General features: G+C 72.9%; 24 protein-coding genes. 15 read left to right on the forward strand and 9 right to left on the reverse strand.

What is annotated here, in order from left to right; genetic code table 11:
• Positions 1-67: 67 nt before the first annotated feature.
• Positions 68-970, forward strand: coding sequence for a LysR substrate-binding domain-containing protein (locus tag ACFY1T_RS13920; RefSeq protein ID WP_390788321.1), 903 nt, complete (start codon positions 68-70; stop codon positions 968-970).
• A gap of 12 nt (positions 971-982) precedes the next feature.
• On the opposite strand, the gene ACFY1T_RS13925 is transcribed toward ACFY1T_RS13920, so the two are convergent.
• Complete coding sequence (locus ACFY1T_RS13925) at positions 983-1,441, reverse strand: pyridoxamine 5'-phosphate oxidase family protein (RefSeq protein ID WP_390788322.1); 459 nt, start codon at positions 1,439-1,441, stop codon at positions 983-985.
• Between the two features lie 76 nt (positions 1,442-1,517).
• Here ACFY1T_RS13925 and ACFY1T_RS13930 point away from each other — a divergent pair, with 76 nt between their 5' ends.
• The 8 genes from ACFY1T_RS13930 (at position 1,518) to ACFY1T_RS13965 (ending at position 8,309) form a co-directional block, all read left to right on the forward strand.
• Positions 1,518-2,129 (forward strand): cysteine hydrolase, encoded by a 612-nt coding sequence (locus ACFY1T_RS13930; protein WP_390788323.1) that lies wholly within the window; start codon positions 1,518-1,520, stop codon positions 2,127-2,129.
• Between the two features lie 42 nt (positions 2,130-2,171).
• Positions 2,172-3,011, forward strand: a complete 840-nt coding sequence (locus tag ACFY1T_RS13935) for a HipA family kinase (protein ID WP_351775132.1) — start codon at positions 2,172-2,174, stop codon at positions 3,009-3,011.
• Positions 3,008-3,391, forward strand: a complete 384-nt coding sequence (locus tag ACFY1T_RS13940) for a DUF3037 domain-containing protein (RefSeq protein ID WP_030860788.1) — start codon at positions 3,008-3,010, stop codon at positions 3,389-3,391. The genes ACFY1T_RS13935 and ACFY1T_RS13940 overlap by 4 nt, the downstream gene beginning before the upstream one ends.
• Positions 3,392-3,570: 179 nt before the next feature.
• A complete protein-coding gene (gene fabG / locus ACFY1T_RS13945) occupies positions 3,571-4,332 on the forward strand; it encodes a 3-oxoacyl-ACP reductase FabG (protein ID WP_030860786.1) in 762 nt (253 codons plus the stop codon).
• Between the two features lie 19 nt (positions 4,333-4,351).
• Entirely contained in the window at positions 4,352-5,125 is a 774-nt protein-coding gene (locus ACFY1T_RS13950; protein ID WP_390788324.1) for an SDR family oxidoreductase, read from the forward strand.
• 152 nt (positions 5,126-5,277) lie between these two features.
• Positions 5,278-6,861 carry an ABC transporter substrate-binding protein gene (locus ACFY1T_RS13955; protein ID WP_030860783.1) on the forward strand — a complete coding sequence of 528 codons (1,584 nt, stop codon included), beginning with the start codon at positions 5,278-5,280 and terminating at the stop codon, positions 6,859-6,861.
• Positions 6,862-7,020: 159 nt separating this feature from the next.
• On the forward strand, positions 7,021-7,689 hold the full coding sequence (locus ACFY1T_RS13960; protein ID WP_030860781.1) for a uracil-DNA glycosylase: 669 nt from the start codon (positions 7,021-7,023) through the stop codon (positions 7,687-7,689).
• A gap of 95 nt (positions 7,690-7,784) precedes the next feature.
• Positions 7,785-8,309 (forward strand): hypothetical protein, encoded by a 525-nt coding sequence (locus ACFY1T_RS13965; protein WP_390788603.1) that lies wholly within the window; start codon positions 7,785-7,787, stop codon positions 8,307-8,309.
• 87 nt (positions 8,310-8,396) lie between these two features.
• Here ACFY1T_RS13965 and ACFY1T_RS13970 read toward each other — a convergent pair whose 3' ends face one another.
• Together ACFY1T_RS13970 and ACFY1T_RS13975 are read right to left on the reverse strand one after the other, a co-directional pair.
• Entirely contained in the window at positions 8,397-8,960 is a 564-nt protein-coding gene (locus ACFY1T_RS13970; RefSeq protein WP_390788325.1) for a hypothetical protein, read from the reverse strand.
• Between the two features lie 162 nt (positions 8,961-9,122).
• Positions 9,123-9,647 (reverse strand): DinB family protein, encoded by a 525-nt coding sequence (locus ACFY1T_RS13975; protein ID WP_390788326.1) that lies wholly within the window; start codon positions 9,645-9,647, stop codon positions 9,123-9,125.
• 82 nt (positions 9,648-9,729) lie between these two features.
• Here ACFY1T_RS13975 and ACFY1T_RS13980 point away from each other — a divergent pair, with 82 nt between their 5' ends.
• Complete coding sequence (locus tag ACFY1T_RS13980; RefSeq protein WP_390788327.1) at positions 9,730-10,635, forward strand: Gfo/Idh/MocA family protein; 906 nt, start codon at positions 9,730-9,732, stop codon at positions 10,633-10,635.
• On the opposite strand, the gene lnt is transcribed toward ACFY1T_RS13980, so the two are convergent.
• The 5 genes from lnt to ACFY1T_RS14005 all read right to left on the reverse strand — a co-directional run bounded on the left by lnt (position 10,580) and on the right by ACFY1T_RS14005 (position 14,804).
• Entirely contained in the window at positions 10,580-12,244 is a 1,665-nt protein-coding gene (lnt, locus tag ACFY1T_RS13985; RefSeq protein ID WP_390788328.1) for an apolipoprotein N-acyltransferase, read from the reverse strand. The genes ACFY1T_RS13980 and lnt overlap by 56 nt on opposite strands.
• A gap of 57 nt (positions 12,245-12,301) precedes the next feature.
• Positions 12,302-12,781: a nuclear transport factor 2 family protein gene (locus tag ACFY1T_RS13990; protein ID WP_390788329.1), complete on the reverse strand. Its 480-nt coding sequence runs from the start codon at positions 12,779-12,781 to the stop codon at positions 12,302-12,304.
• A gap of 69 nt (positions 12,782-12,850) precedes the next feature.
• Entirely contained in the window at positions 12,851-13,027 is a 177-nt protein-coding gene (locus ACFY1T_RS13995; RefSeq protein ID WP_099893904.1) for a hypothetical protein, read from the reverse strand.
• Positions 13,028-13,151: 124 nt separating this feature from the next.
• Positions 13,152-14,030 (reverse strand): undecaprenyl-diphosphate phosphatase, encoded by an 879-nt coding sequence (locus ACFY1T_RS14000; protein ID WP_030860765.1) that lies wholly within the window; start codon positions 14,028-14,030, stop codon positions 13,152-13,154.
• Positions 14,031-14,078: 48 nt separating this feature from the next.
• The gene (locus tag ACFY1T_RS14005) at positions 14,079-14,804 is read right to left on the reverse strand and encodes a TVP38/TMEM64 family protein (RefSeq protein ID WP_037845547.1); all 726 of its coding nucleotides are present in this window, start codon (positions 14,802-14,804) and stop codon (positions 14,079-14,081) included.
• Between the two features lie 49 nt (positions 14,805-14,853).
• On the opposite strand from ACFY1T_RS14005, the gene ACFY1T_RS14010 reads away from it, so the two are divergent.
• From ACFY1T_RS14010 to ACFY1T_RS14030, 5 genes are all read left to right on the forward strand, one after another.
• A complete protein-coding gene (locus ACFY1T_RS14010) occupies positions 14,854-15,570 on the forward strand; it encodes a DNA alkylation repair protein (protein WP_390788330.1) in 717 nt (238 codons plus the stop codon).
• A gap of 52 nt (positions 15,571-15,622) precedes the next feature.
• On the forward strand, positions 15,623-15,763 hold the full coding sequence (locus tag ACFY1T_RS14015; RefSeq protein WP_390788331.1) for a hypothetical protein: 141 nt from the start codon (positions 15,623-15,625) through the stop codon (positions 15,761-15,763).
• 94 nt (positions 15,764-15,857) lie between these two features.
• A complete protein-coding gene (gene tuf, locus ACFY1T_RS14020) occupies positions 15,858-17,039 on the forward strand; it encodes an elongation factor Tu (protein WP_390788332.1) in 1,182 nt (393 codons plus the stop codon).
• 107 nt (positions 17,040-17,146) lie between these two features.
• Positions 17,147-17,992 (forward strand): patatin-like phospholipase family protein, encoded by an 846-nt coding sequence (locus ACFY1T_RS14025; RefSeq protein WP_390788333.1) that lies wholly within the window; start codon positions 17,147-17,149, stop codon positions 17,990-17,992.
• A gap of 83 nt (positions 17,993-18,075) precedes the next feature.
• Complete coding sequence (locus tag ACFY1T_RS14030; protein WP_390788604.1) at positions 18,076-18,867, forward strand: spermidine synthase; 792 nt, start codon at positions 18,076-18,078, stop codon at positions 18,865-18,867.
• Here ACFY1T_RS14030 and ACFY1T_RS14035 read toward each other — a convergent pair.
• Complete coding sequence (locus ACFY1T_RS14035) at positions 18,854-20,179, reverse strand: MFS transporter (RefSeq protein ID WP_390788334.1); 1,326 nt, start codon at positions 20,177-20,179, stop codon at positions 18,854-18,856. The genes ACFY1T_RS14030 and ACFY1T_RS14035 overlap by 14 nt on opposite strands.
• Positions 20,180-20,200: the final 21 nt, after the last annotated feature.

A 20,200-nucleotide genomic window follows, 5' to 3' on the forward strand; every position in this document is an offset into this window, starting at 1 on the left:
ACTCTGCTCCGCTCAACTACGTAGGACAAGCGAGATTTCTTCGCGGTGACGGCGTAGCATCGCTTACATGTTGAACTTGGAGCGCCTGCGCACCCTCGACGCCCTCGCCCGCCACGGCTCGGTCAGCGGAGCGGCGGACGGGCTCCACGTCACCACCTCCGCGGTCTCCCAGCAGATGGCCAAGCTGGAGCGGGAGGTCGGCCAGCCGCTGCTGGCCAAGAACGGGCGCGGGGTCCGGCTCACGGACGCCGGACGGCTGCTCGCCGACCATGCGGCCCGGATCATCTCCCAGGTCGAGCTCGCCCAGGCCGACGTGGAGGCCCAACGGGGCTGCGCCGTCGGCGAGCTGCGGATCGGCGCCTTCCCCACCGCCATGCGCGGGCTGCTGCCCCAGGCGCTGACCGCCCTGCGCGCCGGTCACCCCGAACTGCGGACCCGGGTACGGGAGCAGGAGCCGGAGGACAGCATGGCGGCGGTCGTCCGCGGGGACCTCGACCTGGCGCTGGCCATCGACTGGCACAACAAGCGGATGCCGGTCCCCGCCGAGCTCACGCGGGCGCACCTGCTCGACGACTCCTGCGACATCGCCGTGCCGGCCGGCCACCGGCTGGCCGACCGGGACCGGATCTCGCTGGCCGAGTTCGCCGACGACGACTGGATCTCCTGGAACGAGGGCCAGTTCTGCCACGAGTGGCTCGTGTACACGCTGCGCGGAACCGGCATCGAGCCGCGCATCGCGCACATCGCCGAGGAGCACCACACCCAGCTGGCCTTCGTGGAGGCGGGGCTCGGGGTGTGCGTGGCGCCCCGGCTCGGGCGCGGACCGGTGCCGGCCGGGGTGCGGCTGCTGCCGGTGAGCGATGCCGTCCGGCGGCACGTGTACGTCGTCTGGCGGGCGGACGCGGACCGGCGGCCCTCGATCCGGGCCGCCGTGGAGGCGCTCGGGCAGGCCGCCCTCGCGGTGGAGTAGGACGCCGGCACGTCAGAGCTTGCGGAAGTCCCAGGAGACGATCGACTCCGGGGTGAGGCGGATCCAGGCGTGGCGGCCGTCGTGCGGCATCTCCTCGATGCCGAAGTTCTTGGCCGGAAAGAGCCGTTCCGCCTCGGCCAGCTCGGGACAGGGCTCGCCCGTGCGCGGGGCCTCGCCCACGAAGACGGCGCTGCCCGAGAGTTCGACCCCGCGCAGCTCGTCGTACGCCTCGCCCGCGTCCACGACCACCGAGATCCGCGGGTCCTTCCGCAAGTCCGACCAGCGCCGGCTGCGCGTGATCGAGTACAGCCACAGCGAGGCGCCGTCCCAGGCGAACCACAGGGCGCCCACGTGCGGACGGCCGTCCGCCGAGACGGTCGCGACCCGGCAGGTGCGCTGCTCGCGCAGGAAGGCGTCCACTTCCGCGTCGGTCATCATGATGCGGCGGCCCCGCCGCTGTGATCCGTCCATCCGTCCCGCACCCCTTCACATCTGACTGAGTGTCAGGAATCATGCGGGATCGATCGCCGCCACGCCAGGGGGAGCCATGCCGGAACTCGATCCCGCCACCACCGCACTGCTCACCGTCGAATGCCAGAACGGCGTCGTCGGCGAGGAGAGCGCCCTGCCCGAGCTCGCCAAGGAGGCCCGGGACTCGGGGATGCTGGGGCGGGTGGCCGCGCTGGTGGACGCCGCGCACGCGGCCGGCGTACAGGTGCTGCACGCCGTCGCCGAGCGGCGGCCCGACGGGCTGGCGGCCAACGACAACGCGCGGCTGTTCCGGGCCGCCGGGAAGCTGCCCGTCCGCCAGCTGTCCGGGAGCCGGGCCGTGGAGGTGGCGGCCCCCGTCGAGGTGGCCGAAAACGACCTGGTGGTCCGAAGGCTGCACGGGCTCTCCCCGATCGCCGGCACCGACGTGGACGCGCTCCTGCGCAACCTCGGCATCCGCACCCTCGTCGTCGCCGGGGTCTCCTCGAACATCGCGATCCCGAACACCGTCTTCGACGCCGTGAACCTCGGCTACCGCGTCGTCGTGCCCTCCGACGCCATCGCCGGGGTGCCCGCCGCCTACACCGCCGAGGTGATCCGCAACACCCTGGCGCTCGTCGCGACGATCACCACGGCCGACGCCCTGCTGCGGCAGTGGGCCCGCCCCTGAAAAAACGGGCGTCCCGCGCGCCGGCCCCCGTAACCTGGGCGGATGCTGTCCGAAGTGATCGCGACCCGTTACGTCACGCCCTTGCGTGAGGGCGGCTCGCTCCCGGGGATCGTCGAAGCCGACGACCTCGGTACCTACGTCATGAAATTCACCGGAGCCGGCCAGGGGCGCAAGACCCTGGTCGCCGAGGTCGTCTGCGGGCGCCTGGCCCAGCGGCTGGGCCTGAGGGTCCCGCGGCTGGTGCAGATGCAGCTCGACCCCGTGATCGGGCTCGGCGAGCCCGACCAGGAGGTCCAGGAGCTGCTCAAGGCCAGCGGCGGGCTCAACCTCGGGATGGACTACCTGCCCGGGTCGATCGGCTTCGACCCGCTCGCGTACGAGGTGGACCCGGCCGAGGCGGGGCGCGTGGTCTGGTTCGACGCGCTGATCAACAACGTCGACCGGTCCTGGCGCAACCCGAACATGCTGGTCTGGCACGGGGACCTGTGGCTCATCGACCACGGCGCCACCATGATCTGGCACCACAACTGGCCCACCGCCCAGAGCGCCGCGGCCAAGCCGTACAACGCCTCCGACCACGTCCTGGCCCCCTTCGGCCCGGACGTCGCGGCGGCCGCCGCGGCGCTCGCGCCCCTGGTGACGAGGGAACTGCTCGAAGAGGTCGTCGCCGACGTGCCCGACGAGTGGCTGGTCGACGAGCCCGGCTTCGACTCCACCGACGCGCTGCGCCGCGCCTACGTGGACGTGCTGCTGCCGCGCGCGGCCACGATCCACGAGAGGATCTCCATGGAGGCCGAGGTGAAGCCCCGGTCGGGCCCTCCCGGCTGGATCGCCGACCGCCTCGACCCCCGCCCCCGGAAGAACAAGAGCGACAACGAGTGACCAAGCGGGACGTGTTCGAGTACGCGCTGGTGCGCGTGGTGCCCCGGATGGAGCGCGGCGAGTGCTTCAACGCCGGCGTGATCGTCTACTGCCGGGCCCGCTCGTACGTGGCCGCGCGCACCCACCTGGACGAGGCCAAGCTCCTCGCCCTGGACCCCAAGGCCGACGTGGCGGGCGTACGGGCGGCCCTGCGCGCCGTGGCGGGCGTGTGCAGCGGGGGAGAGCGGGCGGGCCAGGCGGCGGGCGACGACGCGGGCCGCCGGTTCCGCTGGCTGATCGCCCCGCGCAGCACGGTGGTGCAGCCCGGCCCGGTGCACACCGGCCTGACCGCCGACCCGGAGGCCGAGGTGGAACGGCTGCTCGATCTGCTGGTCCGCTGATCGTACGGCCATCCGCGCGGTGATCCGGACGACGGCCGCCACGCCCTGTGGAGCCCTGACACCCAGTGCCGTTGACACCGGGTGCCAGGGCTCCTAGCGTCTCCTCAGCTGAAGCTACTAAGCGGTTGCTCACCCATGGGGAGCCGCTGACGAGGATTCCGAGGGCGAGGAGATCCACCATGTCCACCACCGAGCAGCGCGTCGCGATCGTGACCGGGGCGGCCCGGGGCATCGGCGCGGCCACCGCCGTGCGCCTGGCCGCCGAGGGCCGGGCCGTCGCCGTACTCGATCTCGACGAGGCGGCCTGCAAGGACACCGTCGAGGCGATCACGGCAGCCGGCGGGAAGGCCCTGGCGGTCGGCTGCGACGTCAGCGACGCGGCGCAGGTGGAGGCCGCCGTCGAGCGCGTCGCGAGCACCCTGGGCGCGCCGACCGTCCTGGTCAACAACGCGGGCGTGCTGCGCGACAACCTGCTCTTCAAGATGAGCGAGAACGACTGGGACACCGTCATGAACGTCCACCTGCGCGGTGCGTTCCTGATGTCGAAGGCCTGTCAGAAGTACATGGTCGAGGCCAAGTTCGGCCGCATCGTCAACCTCTCCAGCAGCTCGGCGCTGGGCAACCGGGGCCAGGTCAACTACTCCGCGGCCAAGGCCGGTCTGCAGGGCTTCACCAAGACCCTGGCCATCGAGCTCGGCAAGTTCGGCGTCACCGCCAACGCCGTCGCCCCCGGCTTCATCGTCACGGAGATGACCGCCCAGACGGCCGCGCGCGTGGGCATGGGCTTCGAGGAGTTCCAGGCCGCCGCGGCCACCCAGATCCCCGTCCAGCGCGTCGGCCGTCCGGACGACATCGCCAACGCGATCGCCTTCTTCACGGGCGAGGCCGCCGGCTTCGTCTCCGGCCAGGTCATGTACGTGGCCGGCGGCCCGCTCAACTGACGAGAGGCAGGAGCAGGTCATGACGGACAGCAGCACGGAGCGGGCGGCGGACAGCGGCAAGGTCGCGCTGATCACCGGAGGAAGCCGGGGCATCGGCTACGGAATCGCCGAGGCGCTCGTCGCCCGCGGCGACCGGGTGTGCATCACCGGGCGCAACGAGGACGCCCTGAAGGAGGCCGTCGAGGCGCTCGGCGCGGACCGGGTGATGGGGGTCGCGGGCAAGGCCCACGACGAGGCCCACCAGGCCATCGCGGTCGAGCGGACGATGGAGGCCTTCGGGCGCGTCGACTTCCTGATCAACAACGCGGGCACCAACCCGGTCTTCGGTCCGATCGCGGACCTGGACCTCGGCGTCGCGCGCAAGGTCTTCGAGACCAACGTGATCTCGGCGCTCGGGTTCGCCCAGCGGACCTGGCACGCCTGGCAGAAGGACAACGGCGGCGCGATCGTGAACATCGCGTCCATCGCCGGCGTCTCCGCCTCGCCCTTCATCGGCGCGTACGGGATGAGCAAGGCCGCCATGGTCAACCTCACCCTCCAGCTCGCGCACGAGATGGCCCCCCGGGTCCGGGTCAACGCGATCGCGCCCGCGGTGGTCAAGACGAAGTTCGCGCAGGCGCTCTACGAAGGCCGGGAGCAGGAGGCCGCGGCGGCCTATCCGCTCGGCCGGCTGGGGCTGCCGGAGGACATCGGCGGGGCGGCCGCTTTTCTTACATCTGCACAAGCGGAATGGATCACCGGCCAAACTCTGGTCGTTGACGGGGGAATGTTCCTCAATGCCGGAGTGCACTGATCGATAATCGGACGCATTTGCCTCCCAGGGGGAGGCAAATGCGTACCTAACGTGCACGAAATCGGTCAAGTGTCACATGAAACCTGCCCATTGGATTTGTGAGGCACTGCGGTAGGGTCTGCCGCACCCCTGGCTGATCGAGGAGCGTGCACGTGTTCATCCGGACCAGATGCCTGCAGATCACTGCAGCCCTTGCGTCCATATCCCTGCTCGCCGGATGCGGTCTGCTTTCGGACGACAGCAGTGACGCCGCGAAGAGAATCGTCGTCGGCACGACGAGCGCCCCGAGCACCCTCGATCCCGCCGCGGCCTGGGACGGTTCCTGGGAGCTGTACCGGAACGTCTACCAGACCCTGCTGGCATTCCCGACGGGCTCCACCAAGCCCCAGCCCGACGCCGCCCAGACCTGCGAGTTCACGGATTCCGCGAACGAGTCGTACCGCTGCACGCTGAAAAAGGGCCTGAAGTTCTCGGACGGCGAGCCGCTCGACGCCAAGGCGGTCAAGCACTCCCTCGACCGGATCCGGACGATCAACTCCCAGACCGGCCCGAAGGACCTCTTCGGCAGCCTGGACAAGATCGAGACCCCGGACGCGCTGACGGTCGTCTTCCACCTGAAGACGCCGGACGCCACCTTCCCCTTCGTCCTCGGCTCGCCGGCCGCCTCGCTGGTCGCGCCCAAGGACTACCCGGCCGACAAGGTCCGCGAGGACGACAAGATCACCGGCTCCGGCCCGTTCGTGCTCGACTCGTACAAGGAGGGCGGCGAGGCGGTCCTCGGCAAGAACGCGTCCTACAACGGCTTCGCGAACCGGCGCAACGACGGCGTGACCATCCGCTACTTCGCGGACTCCACCAAGATGGTCGCCGCGCTCAAGGCCAAGGAGATCGACGCCACCTACCGCGGTCTCTCCGCCCCCGAGATCAAGGACCTGCAGACCCCCGCCGCGCACTCGGAGGGCGTCCAGGTCGTCGAGAACGTCGGCGCCGAGATCCGCTACCTGGTCTTCAACCCCAAGGACCCGCAGGTCGCCAAGTTGCCCGTGCGCCAGGCCATCGCCCAGATCGTCGACCGCGGCGCGATCGTCTCCAAGGTCTACCAGGGCACCGCCGAACCGCTGTACTCGATGGTCCCCAAGGGGGTCGTGGGCCACAAGACGCCCTTCTACGACAAGTACGGCCAGGCCGACGTCAAGAAGGCCCAGAAGCTCCTCAAGGACGCCGGGATCCCCACGCCGGTGGACCTGACCTTCTGGTACACCACCGACCGTTACGGCGCCTCCACCGCCGACGAGTTCACCGAGCTCAAGCGCCAGCTGGACGAGAGCGGCCTCTTCCGGGTCACCCTGCGCGGCCAGCCCTGGAAGGTGTTCCAGGTCGGCTACAAGAACGGCGAGTACCCGGTCTTCGGCCGCGGCTGGTTCCCCGACTTCCCGGACCCGGACAACTTCATCGCGCCGTTCGTCGGCAAGGAGAACGCGGTCGGCACCCCGTACGAGCCCAACGAGATCCTCACCGACCTGCTGCCCAAGTCCCGCCGCGAGAGCGACCGCTCGGCCGGCGTGCGCGAGTTCGAGCAGGCCCAGCAGATCTTCGCCGAGGACGTCCGGCTGCTGCCGCTGTGGCAGGGCAAGCTGTACGTCGCCGCCCGCGAGGACATCGCCGGCGCCGAGCGGGCCCTCGACCCGCAGACCGCCATGCAGATGTGGGAGCTCTACCGCAAGACGAGCTGGTAGCCGGCCCGCCCTCCCGGCGCCCGCCGTACCCACGCCGCATCCGCGGGCGCCTCCGGGAGCCCGCGGATGCGGCGTTGTCAGTGGCCCCCGGTAGGTTCTGGAGCTGTTGCACGACGCAGTTGCGCGAAACTTGTACCGGAGGTTGTAGACGTGACCCAGATGCTGCCCGAGTCCTGGCTCCCCGTCCTCGGCGACGAGCTGGAGAAGCCCTACTTCGCCGAGCTCACCGAGTTCGTCGAGAAGGAGCGGGCGAACGGGCCGGTCTACCCGCCCCGCGAGCAGGTCTTCGCCGCCCTGGAGGCCACCCCGTTCGACCAGGTGAAGGTCCTGGTCCTCGGCCAGGACCCCTACCACGGCGCCGGCCAGGGCCACGGCCTGTGCTTCTCCGTGCGGCCCGGGGTCAAGACCCCGCCCTCCCTGCGCAACATCTACAAGGAGATGCAGGCGGAGCTGGGCACCCCCATCCCGGACAACGGGTACCTGATGCCGTGGGCCGAGCAGGGCGTCCTGCTGCTCAACGCGGTGCTCACGGTCCGCGAGGCCGAGCCCAACTCGCACAAGGGCAAGGGCTGGGAGAAGTTCACCGACGCGGTGATCCGCGCCGTGGCCGACCGCCCCGACCCGGCCGTCTTCGTCCTGTGGGGCGCCTACGCGCAGAAGAAGCTCCCGCTCATCGACGAGGAGCGGCACGCGGTCGTCAAGGGCGCCCACCCCTCCCCGCTGTCGGCCAAGAAGTTCTTCGGCTCCCGACCCTTCACGCAGATCAACGAGGCCGTCGCGGCGCAGGGCCATGAGCCGATCGACTGGACGATCCCGGACCTGGGCTGACGTCCCACCGCGCCTCGGCGCCAGAATCGGCGCCTCCGGCTAGCGTCGTGACGATCAGACCGGAGCAGGTCTGGCAGAGCAGGCCGGAGGCCGCCGTGACGGAGCAGCAGGAGGCGTCGGAGGACGCCGTCATGACCAGGATCGGCCAGGCCGTCATCCTGCTGCACGCCGGTGACCGCGAGGAGGCCCGCAACCGCCTCGGCGAGATCTGGACCGAGATCGGCGAGGAGGGCGACTCGCTCCACCGCTGCACGCTCGCGCACTACATGGCCGACGCGCAGGACGATCCCGCCGACGAACTGGCCTGGGACCTGCGGGCCCTGACCGCCGCCGACGGGCTCGGGCGGGGACTGCGCGACGGTCTGCCCGCGCAGCACGAGCCCCATCCGGCGGTGCGCGTGTTCTATCCGTCGCTGCACCTCAACCTGGCCGCCGACTACGTGAAACTCCAGCGGCACGAGGCGGCCCGGCTGCACCTGGCCCGGGCCAGGGCCGCCACCGGGGCCCTGGCCGACGACGGGTACGGGAACGGCGTGCGCGCGGCCATCGCCCGGCTGGAGCGGCGCCTGGCCGCGGAACCGGGCGGGGGCCACCGTCCGTTCCCGGAACAGCACCCTTAGCGGCCCGGAGGCCCGGAGGCCCGGCAGCCCGACGGCCGCTCGGCCCGACGGCCGCTCGGCCCGACGGCCGCTCGGCCCGGCGGCCGCTCAGCCGTCGTGGACGTTCGCGCAGATACGGGCCTCCGGGCTGTCGGGGTGCCACCGCCCGTGCCGGCGGCCCAGCGCGCACACGTCGGCGGGCCGGACCGGCAGCTCCTTCGCCAGCTCGCGCGGCACTTCGGCCTCCGCCCCATGGCGCTCCGCGCGGCCCCCCTTGCCCCCCGGGGTGCGCCGGGAGGGCCGGTGCGGCTCGGGGATGTCCGGCACCGGCGGGACGGCCCGTGAGGCCTCCCCGGCGGTCGCGCCCGGCACGACCGCCGCGCCTGCCGGGACCGCCGCCCCGCGCGGCGCGGGCGCTCCGCCCGCGACGGGGGCCGCCGACCCCGCGGACTGCCCCGGAACCGCCTTCAGGGCCTCCAGGGCGGGCGCCTGGACCTCCACCGGCACGGCTGCCGGTCCGCCGCGCGGCTCGTGCCGCGGCGGCGCCGCCGCGGTCCCGGGAGCGGCCGCCGGCTGCATCGGGGCGGGTGTCACATTCACGCAGCCGGAGACGGCCGAGACGGCGCAGGCGACTCCGAGCAGCAGCTTCGTCGTGGTTCGCGTTGGATGCACTCGCGCAACTCTGCTGTGCGAGGACCCCGTTGTGAAAACCCGGAGCCGAAATTGACCCCGCACGGGTGACGGACATCCCCCGGACACCCGCCCGTCACCTGCGCGCCGCGCTCGCTGCGGGGCCCGCCGCGCCGCCGGCGTGCGGCGGGCGTCCGGCCCGCGTCAGTCGCCCGTCGCGCCGTCGATCTGCTCGCGCAGCAGGTCGGCGTGCCCGTTGTGGCGCGCGTACTCCTCGATCATGTGCGTGTAGACCCAGCGCAGGCTGAACGTCTCGCCGCGGTGGTGGCTCTCGGCATCCGACACCAGGTCCAGTGAACGGCCCGCCGCGGCCTGCCGCGCCAGCTCGACCTCGGTCTGCCAGGTCCGCTCGGCCTCGGCCCAGGTGTCCCCGGGACCGAAGTGGAAGTCCCCGTCCGGATCCTCCTGCGTGCAGTACAGCTCGGGGAGGTCCTCACCCAGCATGATCTCCCGGAACCAGTACCGCTCCACCTCCGCCATGTGCCGTACGAGGCCCAGCAGGCTCAGCTCGGACGGGGGGAGCGGGGCGCGGCCCAGCTGTTCGTCCCCGAGGCCCTCGCACTTCCAGACGAGCGTGGCGCGGTGGTAGTCGAGCCAGCCGTCCAGCATCTCCCGCTCGGTCGCGGTGGTGGAGGGCTCGGTGCGGTGGGATCCGGTGGTGGTGGTCATGACGCCATCCTCGGCGAATGAAGCCCCTGCCACCAGGGATTAAGCTGCGCAGGTCCCAGAAGGATCTACCAGGAGGTTCCCGGTGAAGGTCGGCGTCATCGGACTCGGCGACATCGCCCAGAAGGCGTACCTGCCCGTCCTCACCGCCCGCCCGGGCGTGGAACTGCACCTGCAGACCCGGACCCCGGCCACGCTGGAGCGGATCGGGGAGATCCACCACATCCCGGCCTCCCGCCGCCACACCACCCTCGACGGACTGCTGGCCGAGGGCCTCGACGCGGCATTCGTCCACGCCCCGACGGCCGTTCACCCCGAGATCGTGACGCGGCTGCTCGAAGCGGGCGTGCCGACGTACGTGGACAAGCCGCTCGCCTACGCGCTCGAGGACTCGCGCGGGCTCGTGGAACTCGCCGAGGAACGCGGGGTCTCGCTCGCCGTCGGCTTCAACCGCCGCCACGCTCCCGGCTACGCCCAGTGCGCCGAGCACCCGCGCGAGCTCATCGTCATGCAGAAGAACCGGGTCGGTCTGCCCGAGGACCCGCGCACCCTCGTCCTCGACGACTTCATCCACGTCGTCGACACCCTGCGCTTCCTGCTCCCCGGCGAGGCCGATCACATCGACGTCCGTGCCCAGGTCCGCGAAGGCCTCATGCACCAGGTCGTCCTCCAGCTGTCGGGGCCCGGCTTCACCGCGCTCGGGATCATGAACCGGCTGTCCGGTTCCACCGAGGAGGTCCTCGAAGTCTCCGGGCAGGACACCAAGCGGCAGGTCGTCAACCTCGCGGAGATCATCGACCACCGCGGGCAGCCGACCGTGCGGCGCCGCGGGGACTGGGTCCCGGTCGCCCGCCAGCGCGGCATCGAGCAGGTCGTGGACGCCTTCCTGGAGTCCGTCGCGGCGGGCCGGACGCTGAGCGCCCGAGACGCACTGCTCACCCACGAGCTGTGCGAGCGGGTGGTGGCGTCGGCTCTGGAGCAGGCTTCCTGAGCCCGAGCGTCCTGACGCCCTCGATGGCGCAGTACGCGGCCAGCAGGGCCAGAGCGGCGCCCACGGGCCAGTCCCCGAAGCGGACGTAGTACGTCGAGCCGCGGGCGAGCGGGACCTCGTACACGTGCGCCGCGCGCGCGGAGGTGGGCAGCGCCGGGCCGATCCGCTCCCCGGAGGGGCCGTGCACCTCGCTGATCCCGGTGAGGGTGGCGTGCACCATCGGCCGGCCGTCCTCGGCGGCGCGCAGCGCGGCGAGCGAGGCGTGCTGCGCCGGCGCCCAGCTGCGCTGGAAGCTGGAGGTGGCCGACTGGGCGATCAGCAGCGCGGCCCCGTCGCGGGTCAGGCGCCGGCTCATGTCGGGGAAGGCGGACTCGAAGCAGACGAGCGGGCCGATCCGGACTCCGGGCCGGCCCGGCAGGTTCATCAGGACCGGCTCCGCGCCGCTCCGGCGGTCCTCGCCGGCGGCCTTGCCGACCGAGGTGGCCCAGCCGAGCAGCGAGCGGGCCGGTACGTACTCGCCGAAGGGAACCAGGCGCATCTTGTCGTACCGGTCGCCGGTGGGGCCGCCGGGGCCGACGAGGACGGAGCTCTTGTAGATGCCGCCCCCGGGAGCGGTGGCCGCGGCGGCGACCGGGCCCACGGCCGGACCCGGGACCGGGCCCACGGCCGGACCCGGGACCGGGCCCACGGCCGGACCCGGGACCGGGACCACGGCCGGGCCGGCCGGCCGCCGGGCGTCGACGTTGACCAGCAGCGGCGCCCCGACCTCGGAGGAGAGCACGGCGAGGCGCCGGGCCAGGTCCGGGCGCGCGGCCAGGTCCGCCCCGACGCTGCTCTCGCCCCACACCACCAGGTCCACCCGCTGCCCGGCCAGCGTCCGCGTCAGCCGCTCCCCGGCGGTGAACCGCTGCTCCGCGCTGTCCGGGCCGTCCGCCACCATGCCTGGCTGTACGACGGCCACGCGCAGCGCCCCCGACACCTCGGGCCGCGGCACCCACAGCCACACCGCCCCCGTCAGCACCACACACCCCGTCACCCCGGCCACCGCCGGGACCCGGGCCGCCGGGGCGGAGATCAGCAGCACCAGCGCGCAGTTCACCGCCACCACCAGCAGGCTCACCAGCCACACCCCGCCCACCGAGGCGAGCCGCAGGGCGGGCGGCACCTGCCACTGGCTGGCCCCCAGCAGCCCCCACGGCCCGCCGAGCCCCTGCCAGGACCGGGCCAGCTCGGACAGCAGCCAGCCCGCCGGTACGAGGAGCAGCGCGGCCGCCGCACGCCCCGGATCCGGGACCCCGCCGAGGAACTCCCGCACCAGCAGGGCCCAGGGGATCCACAGCAGCCCCACCAGGGCCGCCACCGGGAGCAGGAACACGTGCAGGCTGGGCAGCAGCCAGTGGTGGACGGCGACGATGAAACCGGCGCCCCCGAGCCACCCCTCCAGGGCCGCGCGCCGCCCGGTCGGCGCCGACCTCAGCAGCAGCATCCAGGGCACGAGGGCGACGTACGCGAACCACCAGAGCGCGGGGGCGGGGAAGGCGAGGCAGGGCAGCGCTCCCGCGGCGACGGCGGCCGCCGCCCGCCGGTACCGGATCCGCTTCGCGACCATGACGCGCCTCCGCTTCCAGTGTGGAACAGGGCCGTCCGGACGGCCTTCCGGGACAGCTCACCCCGCCTGCACGCTCATGTGCCGCCACTTCTCGCGGACGGTGACGCCGGTGAGCAGCCAGCCGCCGCCGGTCGTGCGGGCGAGGCCGAAGGTGTAGCGGCCGGCGGCCACGAAGTTCGGCGCGGTCACCGTCCCGTCGAACTCGGGCCCGGCGAGCCGCATGGGATTGAGGAAGTCCGCCCGGACCTCGGCCCGGTCGCCGGGCCAGCCGCCCCGGTCCTCCAGCCGGATCAGCCGGTTGACGATCAGGTGCTGGCGCACCGGGAAGAGCTTCATCGTCTGCGCGAGCCAGTCCGCGACCTCCGCGGCCGGGCCCTCGATCCCGCCCGCCGAGCTGTAGTCGGCCCGCCCCTCGGAAGTGAACAGCGCGCGGTACGCCGCCCAGTCGCCGTCGTCCACGGCCACCGCGTACCCCGTGACCACCTCGTCGATCGCCATCCGGTCCATGACCGTGGCGAGATCCACACGCTGCGTCATCGGGTCAGTGTGGGGGCGCGCGGCGGCGAGGCCAAGGGGCGTGCGCCGTCCGGATCCGCGCGCGGTGGATCAATGACCGGAATGCGCCTCCCGCTGCCGCACCACGACGAGGAACGCGTCGGTGGCCAGGTCCATCACCACCTCGGCGGGCACGCCCTCGCGCATCCGCTCCGCCGCGTACTCCTCGGCGGGCCAGCTTCCCCTCGGACTTCCGGCCGGAAACCGCTCCAGCACCACTCGACCCATGGGACACCCCCTGCTGTTTGCCTTCAGGTCGCTTCAGGTCTCTTCAGGCACAACGACGCGGAGGCCGCCCGGGAACGTTCCCGAGCGGCCTCCGGTTCACGCGAAGCGGTGAGCGGCGGCGGTGTCAGCCGGCCGACTCGGCGGCGAAGGGGCTGAGCACGCCCATGCCGATCAGCACGAACAGCGCGATGCCCAGGGCGATCCGGTAGATCACGAACGGCATGAAGCTCTTGCTGGAGATGAACTTCATGAACCACGCGATGACGGCGTAGCCCACGAAGAACGCGATGACCGTCGCGAAGATCGTCGGCCCCCACGTGATGTGACCCGGGCTCTCGACCACGTCCTTGATCTCGAACGCGCCCGACGCCAGCACGGCCGGAATGGCGAGCAGGAACGAGTAGCGGGCGGCTGCCTCACGCGTGAAGCCCAGCAGCAGACCGCCGGAGATCGTCGCACCGGAGCGGGAGACGCCCGGGATCAGGGCCATCGCCTGGCAGAGACCGAAGATCAGGCCGTCCTTGACGCCCAGTTCCTTGAGCGTCTTGCGCTCGCGGATGGCACGGTGCCGGCCCCCCTCCTCGTCGCGGGCGGCCAGCCGGTCCGCGATGCCGAGGACGACGCCCATCACGATCAGCGTGGTCGCGGTCAGCCGCAGATCACGGGCGGGGCCGGTGATCTGGTCCTTGAACGCGATGCCGAGGACACCGATCGGGATCGATCCGACGATCACCAGCCAGCCCATCTTGGCGTCCTGGTCCGAGCGCAGCGACGCCGTGAACAGCGAGCGGAACCAGGTGGAGATGATCCGCGCGATGTCCTTGCGGAAGTAGATCAGCACGGCGGCTTCGGTGCCGATCTGCGTGATCGCGGTGAAGGCCGCGCCCGGGTCCTGCCAGCCGGCGAATGCCGCGGTCAGCCGGAGGTGGGCGCTGGAGGAGATCGGGAGGAACTCCGTAAGCCCCTGGACGAGACCGAGGATTAGGGATTCGAACCAGCTCATGTCGGGGTGCGCTCGTCCTTGTGATCGTCGGGCAGTTCGGGTCCGATGCTAGGGCCCGTGGGGAGCGGCGCTGACCACAGGGGGGTGCTCGGGCACCGGATCGCGCGTTTCGCACGCCGGTACGGGCGCCAGCCGGTGCCGTTTGCGCCATCCGACGACCGCGGCCGCGACAGCGGAGACGGCGATGAAGCCGAAGGAGGCGAGGAAGGCGGGGGAGTCCGGGGAGGAGGCGCTCGCGCCCGCGACCACGTACGCGGCGGTGTTCGGGACGACGCCGATCGCCGTCGCGAGGAGGAAGGGCAGCCAGCCGCAGCGGGACACCGCCGCAAGGTAGTTGGCGGCCGCGAAGGGCAGGCCGGGGAAGATCCGGACCGCCAGCATCGAGCGGAAGCCGTGCCGGGCCAGCTGGTCGTCGGCCGCCTGGAGCCAGCGGCCGCGCAGCAGTGGCCGTACGGCTTCCCGGCCCAGCAACCGGCCCAGCCCGAAGGAGATTCCGGCGCCGATGACGGAGCCGCCGACCGCCGCGGCCAGACCGAAGGGGATGCCGAAGACGGCACCCGCCGCCAGGTTGAGCAGCGGGCGCGGCACCAGGGCCGCCGTGCCCGCGCCGTACGCGGCCGCGAACAGCAGCACGGCCGCGCCGACCGGGAGCCCCGGTGGCCACCCCTCCGAGAGGATGCGCTGGGGCTCGTACAGCACGACGCAGACGCCGGCCGCCAGCAGCAGCACGACGAGAAGCGACAGCCGGGTCCACGGCGCGAGGAGGAGGGACATCCGGGGAGACTAGCCGACCAATGCGGCGTCGCGCCGTAATCTGGGCCTCATGCGGCCGAACGACCAGCGACCCCCGAAGGTCCCGCGCAGCGAGCTCGCGGACACCCTCGTGGACCGCCTCACCACGGCGTACGGAGCGGCCGCCGACCCGGAGCGGGCCCGGTCCATGGCGGCCTACATGAAGGACGTCGCGCCCTTCCTCGGCATCCGCACCCCGCTGCGGCGCGAGCTGTCGAAGGCCGTGACCGGGCAGGGCGCCAAGCCGGCGGAGGCGGACGTGACGGCGCTCGTGCTGCGGTGCTGGGAGCTCCCGGAACGCGAGTACCACTACTTCGCGGTGGACTATCTGCGCCGCCACGTCCGGGTCTGCTCCTCCGGCTTCCTGCCGGTGGTGCGGCGGCTGATCGTCACCGCCTCGTGGTGGGACACCGTCGACCTCCTCGCGGCGCACGCGGTCGGTCCGCTCGTGGCCGCCTATCCGAAGCTCACGGCCGTGATGGACGAATGGATCGGGGACGAGGACCTCTGGCTCGCCCGCACCGCCCTCCTCCACCAGCTGCGCTACAAGTCCGCGACGGACACCGGACGCCTCTTCGCCTACTGCCGCCGCCAGTGCGGCCACCCGGACTTCTTCATCCGCAAGGCCATCGGCTGGGCGCTGCGCGAGTACGCGAAGACGGACCCGGACGCGGTCCGCGCCTTCGTCGCGGCGGAAGGCGGCCGGCTTTCCCCGCTGTCGGTGCGCGAGGCGCTCAAGAACCTCTGACCGCGCGGTAATTCATTCGACGCGGCGCGGGCGGTCCGGCAGGATCCGGTACATGTCCCGGTACGCCTTCACCGCAGCGCCGTCCGCAGTCGCGGACGCGCCGAAGGCTGCCGCTTTCCCCTTCGAGGGCTTCGAAGCCCTCGAGGTCTTCGAGGCAACCGCCTTCGCCGCATTCGACGGCGCACGAAGCTGACCCTTCCCGGATCGTCCGGCGGACCCCACAGGGGGAGGGTCGGCTCGCTCCAGGGGTCCCGTCACCGGCTTCGCAGGACATTCGGGAAGACATCATGGCCAAGACGGCCTTCGTGCGCACCAAGCCGCACCTCAACATCGGCACCATGGGTCACGTCGACCACGGCAAGACCACCCTCACCGCCGCCATCACCAAGGTCCTCGCCGAGCGCGGCGGCGCCTCCTTCGTGCCCTTCGACCGCATCGACCGGGCCCCCGAGGAGGCCCGCCGCGGCATCACCATCAACCTCACGCACGTCGAGTACGAGACCGACACCCGGCACTACGCCCACGTGGACATGCCCGGGCACGCCGACTACGTCAAGAACATGGTCACCGGCGCCGCCCAGCTCGACGGGGCGATCCTCGTCGTCTCCGCGCTCGACGGGGTCATGCCGCAAACCGCCGAGCACGTGCTCCTGGCCCGCCAAGTAGGCGTCGACCACATCGTCGTCGCCCTCAACAAGGCGGACGCCGGGGACCCCGAGCTCACCGACCTGGTCGAGCTGGAGGTCCGCGAGCTGCTCACCGCCAACGGCTACGGCGGGGACGGCGCCCCGGTCGTACGGGTCTCCGGACTCGGTGCGCTGGAGGGTGACCCGCGCTGGACCGGGGCGATCGAGGCGCTGCTCGACGCCGTGGACACGTACGTGCCGATGCCCGTGCGCTACACGGACGCGCCGTTCCTCCTGCCCGTCGAGAACGTGCTGACCATCACCGGGCGGGGCACCGTCGTGACCGGCGCCGTCGAGCGCGGGAGCGTCCGCACGGGCGACCGCGTGAGCGTCCTCGGAGGCGACGGCGAGCCCGTCGAGACCGTGGTGACCGGCCTGGAGACCTTCGGCAAGCCGATGGAGTCCGCCGAGGCCGGGGACAACGTCGCGCTGCTGCTGCGCGGGGTGCCGCGCGACGGCGTACGGCGCGGGCAGGTGGTCGCCGCTCCGGGGAGCGTCGTGCCCAAGCGCCGCTTCAGCGCGCGGGTCTACGTGCTCTCCGCCCGGGAGGGCGGCCGTACGACCCCTGTGGCCTCCGGTTACCGGCCGCAGTTCTACATCCGCACCGCCGACGTGGTGGGGGACGTGGACCTGGGGGCGGCCGGGGTGGCGCGGCCGGGGGAGACGGTCGAGATGACCGTCGAGCTCGGGCGGGACGTGCCGCTGGAGTCGGGGCTCGGCTTCGCGATCCGCGAGGGCGGGCGGACCGTCGGCGCGGGGACGGTCACGGCCGTGCTCGGCTGAAGCGCCCTCGGCGCCCGCGCCGGCCTCCTGACGCCCCGCCGTGGTGGCGGCGGCCGGCTTGCGCCAGACTGCCGTCACCACGGGCGTACGAAGAGGGGCGGGCCGGCATGGGCGGCGATACGGCACTGGTGCTGGGCGGCGGGGGACTCACCGGCGTCGGCTGGGAGGCGGGCATCCTGTACGGGCTCGCGCGGGCGGGTGTGGACCTGACCGCCGCCGACCTCGTCGTCGGCACCTCCGCCGGCTCGGTGGTGGGGGCCCAGCTCACCTCCGGGCTGCTCAGCCCGCAGGAGCTGTACGAGCGCCAGCTCGGCGACCCCGCCGGCGAGGTCGCCGCCCGGCTCGGTACGGGGCTCATCGCCCGGTACGCCGTCGCGATGGTGCGCTCGCGGGATCCGGAGGCTTACCGCAGGCGGGTCGGCGCCCTCGCGCTCGCCGCCGACACCGGCGAGGAGGCGGAGCGGCGCAAGGTGCTGGAGGCCCGGCTCGTCTCGCACGCGTGGCCCGAGCGCAGGCTGGTCGTCACCGCCGTCGACGCGCTCACCGGCGAGCTCGCCGCCTTCGACCGGGAGAGCGGGGCCGGGCTGGTCGACGCGGTCTCGGCGAGCTGTGCGGTGCCCGGGGTGTGGCCGCCGGTCACGGTCGGCGGGCGACGGTTCATCGACGGCGGGATCCGGTCCGCGACCAACGCCGACCTCGCCTCCGGCTGCGCACGGGTGGTGATCCTCGCGCCGATGTCACTCGGATCCGGACTCGTCCCCTCGCCGGCCGCCCAGGCGGCCCGGCTGCGCGAGGCGGGCGCGCGGGTGCTGCTGATCACCCCGTCCGCGCAGGCCCGCAAGGTCTTCGGGCGCAACGTCCTGGACCCGGCGCGGCGCGACCCGGCGGCGCGGGCCGGGCTCGCGCAGGCCGCGGAGCACGCCGCCGAGGCGGCCGCCGTCTGGGCGGGCTGACCCGCCGGCTGCCGGACAATGGTGCGGTGAGCGACGAACAGATCCCGGTCGTCCGGGACGTGGGCCAGGGCACCGCCAAACTGATGCCGGACGTGGACCGGGAACGGGCCTGGCTGCTGACCGTCGACGGCGCGCCGCAGTCGTACGTGGACCTCGACGATCCCGGGCACCTGGAATTCGAGTACGTACGCCGGCTCGGGCACGTACTCGACAGCGTGGCGGAGCCGGGGGCCGCGCTGGACCTGCTGCACCTCGGCGGCGGCGCGCTGACGCTGCCCCGGTACGCGGCGGCGACCCGGCCGGGTTCCCGGCAGACGGTCGTGGAGTTCGACGCCGCACTGGTGGAGCTGGTCGCGGAGCACCTGCCGCTGCCGGCCGGATCGGATGTCACCGTGTGCGCCGCCGACGCGCGGGCCTGGCTGGAGGGCGCCGCCGCGGACAGTGCGGACGTGCTCGTCGCCGACGTGTTCGGCGGCTCGCGGGTGCCGGCGCAACTGACCTCCGTGGAGTACGCGCGGGAGGCGGCGCGGGTGCTGCGGCCGGGCGGGGTCTACGCGGCGAACCTGGCCGACGGGGCGCCGTTCGACTTCCTGCGGGCCCAGCTCGCCAATTTCGGCGCGGTGTTCGGGGAGCTCGCGCTCGTCGCGGAGCCGGGGGTGCTGCGCGGCAGGCGGTTCGGCAACGCCGTGCTGCTCGCCTCGGACGCGCAGCTGCCGGTCGCCGCGCTGTCCCGGCGGTGCGCCGCGGACGCGTTCGCGGCGCGGGTCGAGGAAGGCGCGGCCCTGGCCCGGTTCATGAAGGGGGCGGCGCCGGTGGCCGACGCGGACGCCGTCGCCTCGCCGGAGCCGCCGGAGGGCGCGTTCAGCCTGGGCTGACGCCGCTGGACTCGGCCGCCGGGGCGGGAGCGGCGGCGGCCGGGATCACGACGGCCTTCGCAGGCGCGGGCTTGCGGGTCATCCGGCGGACGTCCGGGACGAAGAGGACCGCCGCGGTGCCCAGCACCACCAGAGCGGCGCAGCCCCACAGGGCGGAGGTGCGGCCGAAGGCCGACTCGACCGGGCCGGCCACGGCGGTCGCCAGCGGGAGCATCGACACCGAGCCGAACCAGTCGTACGCGGAGACCCGGGAGAACTTCTCCTCCGGGATCTCCTGGTGCATGGTCGTCATCCAGTTCACGCCGAACACCTCGATGGCGGTCCCGCTGACGAACATCACCGCGCACAGCCCCCACACCGGCAGCGGGACCGCCAGACCCGCCGAGGGCAGGGCCAGCGGGAACACGCACAGGGTGCCGACCAGCAGCAGCCGGCGAGGTTTCCACAGCATCATCAGGACGGCGCCGGCGATGGTGCCGATGCCGAAGAAGCCCAGTGCCAGGCCCCAGGGGGCCGACCCGCCCAGCCGGTCCCGGGCGACCAGAGGCCCGTACACCGCCTCCGCGGCGCCGACGACGGCGACGACCACGGAGAACTGGAGCACGATGCTCCACAGCCAGGGCCGGGTCCGGAACTCCACCCAGCCCTCGCGCAGGTCCGCCAGCAGACCGCCGCCGGGAGCCCGGTCGGCCACGTGGCCGACGTCGAGGAAGGCGCGCATCGCCCCCGCGACGGCGAAGGCCGCCGCGTCCACGGCCAGGACCCAGCCGGGGCCGATCGCGGCGATCATGGCGCCGCCGAGGGCCGCACCGCCGATGCCGGCGCCGTTCATGGCCATGCGGAACAGGGCGAAGGCGCGGTTGGCGTGCGCCGCGGGGACGCTGGCGAGCAGCATGCCCTCGGCGGCCGGGTTGAAGAAGGCCTGGCCCGTACCGCAGAGCGCGGTGAGCAGCATCATCTGCCACAGCTGCGGATGCCCGGTCAGGACGAGGACGGCGAAGGCGGCCTGCGAGACGCAGTTGAGGGCGTTGGCCGCGACCATCACGCGGTGGCGCGGCATCCGGTCGGCGAGCGCCCCGCCTATGAGCAGGAAGAGGACGAGCGGCAGCGTGCGGGCCGCCGCCACCAGGCCCACGTCGCCGCCGGAGCCGCCCGCCTCCAGGACGGCGAAGGCGGAGGCGATGAGCGCTCCGTGGCTGCCGAGGTTCGTCACGACCGCGGCGCCCGTGAGCAGGGTGTAGTTGCGGCCGGCCCAGGCGGGCCGGCGGCGGTGTGCGGTCGTACGGGGCGGGGCGGTGGGGGGAGAGCTCACCCCCGGACTATCCACGCCCCG

The organism is Streptomyces sp. NPDC001194 (assembly GCF_042896985.1).
Taxonomy (GTDB): domain Bacteria; phylum Actinomycetota; class Actinomycetes; order Streptomycetales; family Streptomycetaceae; genus Streptomyces.

Coding starts and splice junctions, on each gene's coding strand:
- ACFY1T_RS13920 (WP_390788321.1), top strand. CDS start 68: ATGTTGAACTTGGAGCGCCTGCGCACCCTCGACGCCCTCGCCCGCCAC.
- ACFY1T_RS13925 (WP_390788322.1), bottom strand. CDS start 1,441: ATGGACGGATCACAGCGGCGGGGCCGCCGCATCATGATGACCGACGCG.
- ACFY1T_RS13930 (WP_390788323.1), top strand. CDS start 1,518: ATGCCGGAACTCGATCCCGCCACCACCGCACTGCTCACCGTCGAATGC.
- ACFY1T_RS13935 (WP_351775132.1), top strand. CDS start 2,172: ATGCTGTCCGAAGTGATCGCGACCCGTTACGTCACGCCCTTGCGTGAG.
- fabG (WP_030860786.1), top strand. CDS start 3,571: ATGTCCACCACCGAGCAGCGCGTCGCGATCGTGACCGGGGCGGCCCGG.
- ACFY1T_RS13950 (WP_390788324.1), top strand. CDS start 4,352: ATGACGGACAGCAGCACGGAGCGGGCGGCGGACAGCGGCAAGGTCGCG.
- ACFY1T_RS13960 (WP_030860781.1), top strand. CDS start 7,021: ATGCTGCCCGAGTCCTGGCTCCCCGTCCTCGGCGACGAGCTGGAGAAG.
- ACFY1T_RS13975 (WP_390788326.1), bottom strand. CDS start 9,647: ATGACCACCACCACCGGATCCCACCGCACCGAGCCCTCCACCACCGCG.
- lnt (WP_390788328.1), bottom strand. CDS start 12,244: ATGGTCGCGAAGCGGATCCGGTACCGGCGGGCGGCGGCCGCCGTCGCC.
- ACFY1T_RS13990 (WP_390788329.1), bottom strand. CDS start 12,781: ATGACGCAGCGTGTGGATCTCGCCACGGTCATGGACCGGATGGCGATC.
- ACFY1T_RS13995 (WP_099893904.1), bottom strand. CDS start 13,027: ATGGGTCGAGTGGTGCTGGAGCGGTTTCCGGCCGGAAGTCCGAGGGGA.
- ACFY1T_RS14000 (WP_030860765.1), bottom strand. CDS start 14,030: ATGAGCTGGTTCGAATCCCTAATCCTCGGTCTCGTCCAGGGGCTTACG.
- ACFY1T_RS14005 (WP_037845547.1), bottom strand. CDS start 14,804: ATGTCCCTCCTCCTCGCGCCGTGGACCCGGCTGTCGCTTCTCGTCGTG.
- ACFY1T_RS14010 (WP_390788330.1), top strand. CDS start 14,854: ATGCGGCCGAACGACCAGCGACCCCCGAAGGTCCCGCGCAGCGAGCTC.
- ACFY1T_RS14015 (WP_390788331.1), top strand. CDS start 15,623: ATGTCCCGGTACGCCTTCACCGCAGCGCCGTCCGCAGTCGCGGACGCG.
- tuf (WP_390788332.1), top strand. CDS start 15,858: ATGGCCAAGACGGCCTTCGTGCGCACCAAGCCGCACCTCAACATCGGC.
- ACFY1T_RS14025 (WP_390788333.1), top strand. CDS start 17,147: ATGGGCGGCGATACGGCACTGGTGCTGGGCGGCGGGGGACTCACCGGC.
- ACFY1T_RS14030 (WP_390788604.1), top strand. CDS start 18,076: ATGCCGGACGTGGACCGGGAACGGGCCTGGCTGCTGACCGTCGACGGC.